Here is an 8,535-nt window from a genome sequence, read left to right as displayed (position 1 = left end):
CAGATCCAGAGGGGAACGCGGTGGCCAAGACCGTTACCTACTACGTGGCCCTGCTGCCGCCCCAGTTTCCTCCCCCTCAGCTGCAGGTACAGCCGGAGGAGGTGGCCGCCTACCGCTGGTGCTCCTACCCCGAAGCCTTGGAGCAGATCAGCTTTGAAGAAAGTCGGCAACTGCTGCGCCGCTGCCAAGCCTATCTGGAGCCGCTTTGGAAATTGGAGAGCATCTAAGTTCCGTATGTTTACGGAAGAGATTTATTCGGATTACTTCTATATTGTCTTGCGTCTTGCAGGCTTTCCGTGGACAGTTTCCGCGGAAGAAAACCGCCAGACGATCTGAAGGTTAATTCTCATTTGTGACGATCGACTGGTGATCCCCAGTCATCGATAACCTACTCTGTAAAACCTACTCTAAGTTTCGTGCAGACTTGGCCCGTTCTGTTAGGCTCGGTTCAAAAGGGGTTGTCTGGGTCGGAGCTGTGCTTGAACTTGAATCGTATTCTTGAAAACATTCTCGCGCCGACTTGTGAGTGGAGCATAGAGTTTCACCGATATTGTCAATCTCAGCGCAGAAAATTGCCCAAGCATGTCCTCTCCGCCGATGAATTGCCCCAACGTCTGTACGCAAGTCTCTGACCATTTGCTGAAGGTGGAGGCTGGTTTCACAGGGGTTGTTCGGTATTGCAGTGCTCTGGACAGAAGCGAGGAGCTGGACACTTGGTCATTGGTGTTCCACCAAGGTCGTCTGGGATTTGCACACCACAGCTTCGAGCCTTTGGAGCGACTGGACCGCCACCTGCGTCGGCTCAGCCATCAAGTTTTTTCTCTGACCCGCCAAAATTGCCTGCGTATCCATAGGCAGGTGGAAGCGCTGCTGGCTCAGGAGACGGGACCTCTGCCCGCAGACCTTCTGGGGCTGAGTTGGATGGTGACGGAACAACTGCTGCCTTGGGAAGCTGCGCGTCGGCTGAACACCTGGATCAGCGAGGAGGTGCTGCAAAATCTGTTGCTGGTTCCAACCAGCTTTCGGCAGGAGATCATCCCGTTGGACACGGTGCCCACCCTGGGTCAGTGGGAGGTGGGATCCCTGCTCGATCTGACCCAAAAGCGGCTACAGGCTTGGCAATCTTTGGGGCCTGAGATCACCTCCCCCTACCAACGGCCCTACTTTGCCAGCCGGGCTCAGGCAGAACGCCTTCCCGCCGAGCAACAGGAACGTCTGGGCCGGTTGCTGAAGGGGTTTAGCTTCCGCCAGTTGAGCGCTCTTCTCGATCAAGACGACCTGCGGATCGCTCGCCGCCTACATCCTTTGATCCAAGCCGGCATCCTTGTCCTACGGGATCCCCAGCCCCCCTTTGATCGGCTGCCCAAAACCTACGCGGCCAGGCTTGAGACAGAATTGCAGCCCTCAGAAACCCCCACCGTGCCTCTCCAACTGGCCAACGGGCTTGCGGATCTGGGCCCATCCCCCCCAGTCTCGAAAACCTGGGTTGTGGCTTGTATTGACGACAGTGAAGCCATGCTCAGCGAGCTGCAGCGGTTGCTGGAAGGGCACCACTTGGTCATCCACACCATCAGCGACTCTTTGAAAGCCTTGATGAAGCTGACCACTCTCAAGCCGGATCTCATCCTGCTGGACGTGGGCATGCCCAACGTGGACGGTTACCAATTGTGCAGCCTTATCCGCAAGTCCTCTGTACTCAAAGATGTGCCGGTGGTGATGGTTACGGGCCACAAAGGCCTGATCGATCGGGTTAAGGCGCGCTTGGCCGGTGCTACCGATTACCTGACCAAGCCCTTTCGGCAGGAAGAATTGCTGCAGATGGTGTTTCGCTATCTTACCTAGGGGCACCTTAAGCTTACGGTGGTTGAAAAACAAAGGAGTTGTCGATCATGGTGAAAGTTTTGGTGGTGGAAGATGTGGCCTCGGAGCGCCAGCTCATCAGCGATTACCTGCGGGCAGAAGGCTATCAAGTGGTGGCAGTGGCCAGCGCCCAAGAGGCATTGCAGCAGATCCGCAGCGACAAACCCGATGTGGTGCTGACGGACTTGGTCATGGAAGGCATGAGCGGGCTGGAGTTGTGCCGCCAAATCAAGAAAAACCCGGAGACCCAAAAGTTGCCCGTTGTGGCCTGCACTTCTAAAAATCAAGAGCTGGACAAACTCTGGGGCATGAAGCAAGGGATCGACCTTTATCTGACCAAGCCTTTTAGCCGCGAGGACATTGTGCGGGCCGTGAAGTCGGTGGTGCTGAGTTGAGTCTCGGGATTTTTTGCAGCGAATCTACCTTGCTGAGTCCAAGTTGCGGTCGTGGTTCTGGGGTGCAGTCTGGTTGGGCCTTAGACGTTGCAGAGCGAGAGCAAAGATGCTGGCGACCTCTTTTTCTTCCCAAAGCTCTACTGCCGTCCGCACCGGAGAATTGTACTTACATCTCCAGTTGGGGGTGGACTGTCGGGCCCTTTTGCCCATGACAGTTGCCCAGGAAGTGCTAATTGTTGCCCCACAGCACTTTACTCTTCTCCCCAACCAGCCCGCATGGGTGCTGGGCTTGTTCAACTATCGCAACCGCATCCTCTGGGGCGTGGATCTGGGACAGTTTCTTGGCCTGGAGCCTTTGGACGTTGGGCAGCCCGAATACCATCTGGTGGTGATGCGCCCAGAATGTGGGGGGCTGGGCCTGGCTGTGCAACAAGTGAGGGGGGTGGCTCGAGTGGTCAGCCAGCAGATCCAGCCTCTAGCAGAAGCTCAACCCGTCCAAGATAGGTTCCGGCTGGATAGTCTCTGCGACTGTTGCAGTGGTTTGGTCTGGGAAAAGGAAAAGGAAGAGACTCTCTGGGTACTCAGCCCCCTTGCCATTCTCCAAAGGCTCAACTCGGCCTATTCCCAAGCCAATCCTTGATCCCTCTCAACCGTTTTCTCCTAGCTATAGGTAAAACCCTATGGTCTCCTTCCGTCCCCTCTTCCTCAAGTTGGCCCCCTCTTCTCGACCCCAGGGTAAAGTCGCCGGATCCCGTCTGGCTCTGGCGATCAGTCTCCCGCTGGGCATCAGCTCCCTGTTGTTTGCCGTTTCTGCCGGCAGCGTAGCCCGCACCTACTTCGATTTCGAGCCTTCCATCTCGCGGCAGTTCACCCTGCAAAACCTGAGCGATCAGGTGATCTATTTGGATGAAGTCTTGACCATGTCTGCCCGCATGGCTGCTGCCAGCGGGGATCTGTCCTGGGAAGAGCGCTACAACCGCTATGTACCTCAGTTGGATAAGGTGCTGGCGGAGATTCAGCGATTGGATCCCGCTTCTTACGAGGCCTACGCAGCCAAAACGACAGAAGCCAACATCAAACTGGTGGAGTGGGAGGTGCAGGCTTTTGACTTGATTCGAGCCGGCGAGCAAGAACGCGCCTTTGACCTGCTGCACAGCCCCGAGTACGAAGAGCAAAAGCGCATCTACGCCGAAGGGATCAACCAAACCCTGGAGGCCATTCGCGGCAACATTCAGAGCAGCGTCCGGCTCTACGAGCGGGATCTGTTGGGGGCTTTGATCCTTTCGGCTACCAGCTTCCCGATCCTGCTGGTTAGCTGGGGGATCATCTTGATCCTGGTGCGCAACTTTGTGCGGGAACGCAACGCCACCTACGAGCGACAAGTCTCCGATACCCGGCTGGCCCAACGGTTTGCCGATATTGCCCGGATTCGCCAAGAGCAAGAGCTGATCGATCCCCTGAGCGAGCTGTTGGGCGAGATGCGTCAGCGCTTTGGTGCCCAACGAGTGGCCTTCTATCGCCTGACCGCTCCCGAAGAGGCGCAGGTTATTGCTGAATCCTGCGACAGCAGCCTGCCTGACACCTTGGGCACCTTCCTCCGCCGGATCCCGGCTCCGCTCCAGCAGGCTCTCCACAGTGGGCAAGTTTACGCTTTTGGCCCGGTGCCTGGGGTAGACCTGGGCGCCGACCACCTGCAGATGTTGGGCACAATCAAATTAAAAGCCGAGATGGTGGCGCCGGTGGTACGTGGCGATGAGCTTTACGGTTTTTTGGCCGTAGGCCGCGCCCAAAGCCAGAGCTGGTCTGACGAAGACCAGAAAAACCTGGCCGAGCTGGCCAACCGCCTGAGTCAAGCTTTGGGTAACCTGGGGGCGCTGGAGCAAAAGGCCGTGGCCGCCCAAGAACGAGAGCGGTCGGAAGCGCTGCAAAGAGAGCTGCTGCAGCTTATTGGCGAGGTTACAGAGGCCTCGCGGGGAGACCTCACCGTGCGGGCGCAGCTAACCGCCGGACAGGTTGGCATCATGGCAGACTTTTTCAACGTCATCATCGAGAGCTTGCGCGACATCGTGATTCAAGTGCAGCAGGCTGCCGGGCAAGTCAACCAATCGATTGGCCGGGACGAGGCAGCCATTCGCGAGCTGGCCGAGGCGGCTCTCCGGCAGGCCATCCAAATTGAAGAGACCTTGCGCTCTGTGGAACAGATGACGCTCTCGATCCAGGAGGTGGCCGATAAGGCCCAGCAGGCTGCCACAGTAGCTGAGTCTGCTGCCACTACGGCTACCGACAGCAGCTTGACCATGGATCGCACGGTACAGAACATCCTGCAACTGCGGGAGACGGTGGCCGAAACGGCCAAGAAAGTGAAACGGCTGGGGGAATCTTCCCAGCAGATCTCCAAGGTGGTGTCCTTGATTAACCAGATTGCCCTGAAAACCAACCTGTTGGCCGTAAACGCCAGCATTGAGGCGGCCCGCGCCGGGGAAGAAGGGCGGGGTTTTGCGGTGGTTGCCGAAGAGGTGGGGGCTCTGGCCGCCCAGTCGGCGGAGGCCACCCGCGAGATCGAGCGCATCGTAGAAGGGATCCAACGGGAGACCAGCGAAGTGGTGCAGGCGATGGAAACCAGCACCGGCCAGGTGGTGGAAGGCACCCGCCTGGTGGAAACAGCCAAGCAGAGCCTAGGGCAAATTGTGGAAGTCTCGCGGCAGGTGAACCAACTGTTCCAGGCCATCGCCCGCTCCACCGAGGCCCAGGTCGACACCTCCCAAACGGTGCGGCAGTTGATGCAGCAGATCGCCAACATTGCCGCCCAAACGGCGTCAGCTTCGCAACAGGTGACCAACTCTCTCCAAGCTACGGTGGCGGTTGCCCGTCAGCTACAGGCTTCGGTGTCCACCTTCAAGGTGGGGGAGGCAGTCTAGTATGGAGCCAAATCCCGATGGCCTCGACCCGCGCGAATGGCTGGTGAGGCTGCAGTTTTTGGAGGAGGCCCAGACTTACCTCAACACCCTGGAGACAGAGGTAGTGGGGCTGGGATCCCGGCAGTTGGATCGCCCCCGTTTGGATCGCCTGCTGCGGGCTGCCCATTCCATCAAGGGTGGGGCGGCGATGATGGGGTTTTCGGCGCTCAGCGACCTGGCCCACCGCCTGGAGGACGGCTTCAAGATCTTGCAGGTGGATCCCCAAAAAGCCAAGCCCGCAGTAGAGCGTACCCTGTTGGCGGCGTTGGATTGCATGCGCCAAATTGTCCAGCGCCACCAGCAGAGGCAGCCGTTGCAAGAAGACTGGCTGAGGGAGAAAGTGGAGCCCATCTTCCAGCGGCTGCGGGAGCAGGTGGGGGAGTTGCGGCCGGAAGATACCGCGCAGGTGTTGGCTGCAGAAGCCGGGGGCGATATCCGGGTACTGCTGTTTGAAACGGAGGTGGAAGCCTGCCTGCAGCGGCTGGAGGGAGTTTTGGCCGCGCCCGACCAGCCCTGTCTGCGGGAGGAGTTTCTCATCGCTGCCCAAGAGCTGGGGGCGCTGGGGGAAATGTTGGATCTGCCTGCCTTCGTCAGCTTGTGCAGCTCGGCAGCCCAGGCTCTGGAAGCGCTGCCGCCAACTGAGAAAGAGCAGGTGTTGCCCGTTGCTCAGGCGGTTTTACAGGCTTGGCGACACTCGCAGGCCCTAGTGCTGGTGGGCCAGACGAATCTTCTCCCCAGCTCCTGGGATGCGGCAGAGCCTCCGGTCTCCTCCGCAGCAGAAGCCCCTCCCCCCCCAGGGGCCACTGCCGAGCTGCCGGATGCAATTCCAGCCAGGGCCAAAAGCCCCGCCGAGATGCTACGGGTGCCGGCTCGCCCTCTAGAACAGTTGGGGGAGCTGTTGGGAGAGCTCACGAGTGAGCGCAACCGCCTCAACAGCCGCCTGCAGCGGCTGCGGGAGCTGGCCAACTTGTTCAAACAGCGGGTTCGCACCCTAGAAGAAACCAACAGCCGCCTGCGCAGCAGCTACGACCGCGTCGCCGCCACTGTGCCCGCCTCTCTGCTATCACAAGCAAGGGATCCCGGCCTGACCCTGGTCGATACCTTTGACCTCTTGGAGATGGATTGCTATGGGGAGCTGCACCTTTTGGCCCAAGAGATGATGGAGACCATCGTGCAAATTGACGAGGTTACCGCCGATATCGACACCACGCTGCAGGAGACCGAGGGCAGCGCCCGCCAGCTCAGCCGCCTCTCCCGGCAAATGCAAATGCGTCTCGACCAGGTGCGCATGCAGCCGCTGTCGGATTTGACGGATCGCTTTCCCAGGGCACTGCGGGAGCTGAGCTTAGCCCATGGCAAGCCTGTGGAGCTGCGGGTTCTGGGGGGATCCACCCTAATCGAGCGTTCGATTTTGGAAGCTTTGGCGGATCCCTTGTTGCACTTGGTGCGCAACGCCTTCGACCACGGCATTGAAGATCCGGACACCCGCTTGGCTCGGGGCAAGCCGGCCAAAGGGCTGATTGAAATTGCCGCCAGCCAACGGGGCAACCGCACCTTCATTACGGTACGCGACGATGGAAGAGGGATTTCTCTGGACAAGGTGCGTGCCCGGGCCTTGCAAATGGGCTTTTCTGCCGCCGACTTGGATCAGGCTTCCAAGGAGGAGCTGCTTGAGCTCATTTTCCAGCCGGGCTTCAGCACCGCCGAGCAAGTCAGCGAGCTCTCGGGGCGGGGGGTGGGTTTGGATGTGGTGCGCACCAACTTGGAACAAATTGGGGGGCAGGTTCAGGTGGAATCTAGGGCGGGGGAGGGTACGCTGTTTACCCTGACTCTGCCTCTTTCCCTGAGCGTCAGCCGCGTGCTGCTAACAGAGTGCCGGGGGTTGATGTTGGCCTTTCCGGCCAACGCAGTGGAAGAGGTGCTGCTGGCTCCTGAGCTTCCTGCCGATGCCTTCCTTTGGGAGGGAGAGCAGGTTCCTTTGATCCCCGTAGGGCGTTGGTTTCGCTTTGCCCGCTGGCAGCCTGTCCAGGAAATGGATGGGACCCCCCTCCTCGACCGACCTGTGGTGCTGTTGGTGGCGGAAGGCAACCAGCCCTACGGTCTGTTGCTGGATCGGTTCTGGCGGGAGCAAGAGGTCACCCTGCGTCCGGTGGAGGGAGGTCTGCCTCTGCCGCCGGGGTTCTCTGGCTGCACCGTTTTGGCGGATGGGCGAATGGCCCTTTTCGTGGATCCGCCTGCCCTCCTAAGCTGGCTGCTGGCCCAGCGGGATCGGCCCTGCCGGCCAGCAAGGGATCCCCTTCCCCAGTCCAGGTTTGCCGCCCAGCCCCATCTGCTGGTGGTGGAAGATTCAGTTAACGTGCGCCGCTTCTTGGCCATAACCCTGGAAAGGGCGGGGTTTCGGGTTGAACAAGCCCGCGACGGACAAGAGGCTTGGGAACGGCTTGAGAAAGGAGTTCCCATCCAAGCGGTGATCAGTGATATCGAAATGCCGCGGCTGGATGGCTTTGGCTTGTTGGCCCGGATTCGTGGCCACTCCCTGTATAGCCAGCTCCCTGTGGTCATCCTGACTTCCCGCAGCGGCGAGAAACATCGCCAATTGGCCCAACGGCTGGGAGCCAGCGCCTATTTCTCCAAGCCCTTTCAGGAACAGGAGCTGATCCAACAGTTACGGGATCTGCTGCAGCCGGCCCCGCCGATATTGTCGGTAGCGAGGTAGACCATGGCCCTCCTCTCTCCTCTGCGCTTGCGCCGTCTGGCCCGCCAGGAGCACCTGAGAAACCAGCAAACCTTGATTACCTTTCAACTGAGCTCCTACTGTTTTGGTCTACCCATTGAACGGGCGCGACGGGTTTTGGCCTGGCAAGACTTTCAATCTGTTCAGGAGGACGGCCTTGAGCTTTTGGATACCAGCCGTCTATTGCTGGGCCGCGGGATCCCGTTTCTGCCCCAGGGAGTTCTGCTGCTGCAAGCGGGCAGTTGTGAGGACGGCCCACCCAATCAGGTCGATAACTCGAAAACGATGGCCCTGCCCCTTCCCAGTCAGCCAATCCTGCGCCGCCTAGCTGCTTCTCAGGTACAACCTCTCCCCAGCCGCTACGCCGCCCAAGGCCGCCAACGAGGCATTGTGGGATGGATCCCGCCCGCCGAGGGTCGGCTCCCCCTGTTGGTGTTTGACCCTCATCTTTGGTCTGTCCGTCCCTGAGCGGGGATAGGGGGTAGCTCCAGTGCCGGGTTCTCGACGCGGGCTAGCTCCCAACGGTAGGGATCCCGCCGCTGCCAGTCCAGGCGGAAGGGCTGTTCCAGCGCGTTTACCTGATCCCGCG

At 59.7% G+C, this 8,535-nt stretch carries 6 protein-coding genes and 1 pseudogene; all 7 read left to right on the top strand.

Features of this window, described 5'->3' with window-relative positions; translation table 11 throughout:
- Positions 1-227, top strand: a pseudogene (locus NW863_RS11440) (NUDIX hydrolase); the annotation flags it as partial.
- Between the two features lie 544 nt (positions 228-771).
- Entirely contained in the window at positions 772-1,842 is a 1,071-nt protein-coding gene (locus NW863_RS11435) for a response regulator (RefSeq protein ID WP_414333991.1), read from the top strand.
- 47 nt (positions 1,843-1,889) lie between these two features.
- Complete coding sequence (locus NW863_RS11430; RefSeq protein ID WP_414333990.1) at positions 1,890-2,255, top strand: response regulator; 366 nt, start codon at positions 1,890-1,892, stop codon at positions 2,253-2,255.
- A 106-nt stretch (positions 2,256-2,361) separates the two neighbouring features.
- Positions 2,362-2,895 carry a chemotaxis protein CheW gene (locus NW863_RS11425; RefSeq protein ID WP_414333988.1) on the top strand — a complete coding sequence of 178 codons (534 nt, stop codon included), beginning with the start codon at positions 2,362-2,364 and terminating at the stop codon, positions 2,893-2,895.
- 40 nt (positions 2,896-2,935) lie between these two features.
- A complete protein-coding gene (locus NW863_RS11420) occupies positions 2,936-5,173 on the top strand; it encodes a methyl-accepting chemotaxis protein (protein WP_414366458.1) in 2,238 nt (745 codons plus the stop codon).
- Position 5,174: 1 nt separating this feature from the next.
- On the top strand, positions 5,175-7,928 hold the full coding sequence (locus NW863_RS11415) for a response regulator (RefSeq protein ID WP_414366457.1): 2,754 nt from the start codon (positions 5,175-5,177) through the stop codon (positions 7,926-7,928).
- 3 nt (positions 7,929-7,931) lie between these two features.
- Positions 7,932-8,414 carry a hypothetical protein gene (locus NW863_RS11410; RefSeq protein ID WP_414333983.1) on the top strand — a complete coding sequence of 161 codons (483 nt, stop codon included), beginning with the start codon at positions 7,932-7,934 and terminating at the stop codon, positions 8,412-8,414.
- The last annotated feature ends 121 nt before the right edge of the window (positions 8,415-8,535 follow it).

Source organism: Synechococcus sp. B60.1 (assembly GCF_047462555.1).
In the GTDB taxonomy this organism is placed as follows: Bacteria; Cyanobacteriota; Cyanobacteriia; order Thermostichales; family Thermostichaceae; genus Thermostichus.
Note: the sequence above shows the minus strand (reverse complement) of the source record. Positions and strands in the feature narration are given on the sequence as shown.

Coding starts and splice junctions, on each gene's coding strand:
- NW863_RS11425 (WP_414333988.1), top strand. CDS start 2,362: ATGCTGGCGACCTCTTTTTCTTCCCAAAGCTCTACTGCCGTCCGCACC.
- NW863_RS11410 (WP_414333983.1), top strand. CDS start 7,932: ATGGCCCTCCTCTCTCCTCTGCGCTTGCGCCGTCTGGCCCGCCAGGAG.
- NW863_RS11420 (WP_414366458.1), top strand. CDS start 2,936: ATGGTCTCCTTCCGTCCCCTCTTCCTCAAGTTGGCCCCCTCTTCTCGA.
- NW863_RS11430 (WP_414333990.1), top strand. CDS start 1,890: ATGGTGAAAGTTTTGGTGGTGGAAGATGTGGCCTCGGAGCGCCAGCTC.
- NW863_RS11415 (WP_414366457.1), top strand. CDS start 5,175: ATGGAGCCAAATCCCGATGGCCTCGACCCGCGCGAATGGCTGGTGAGG.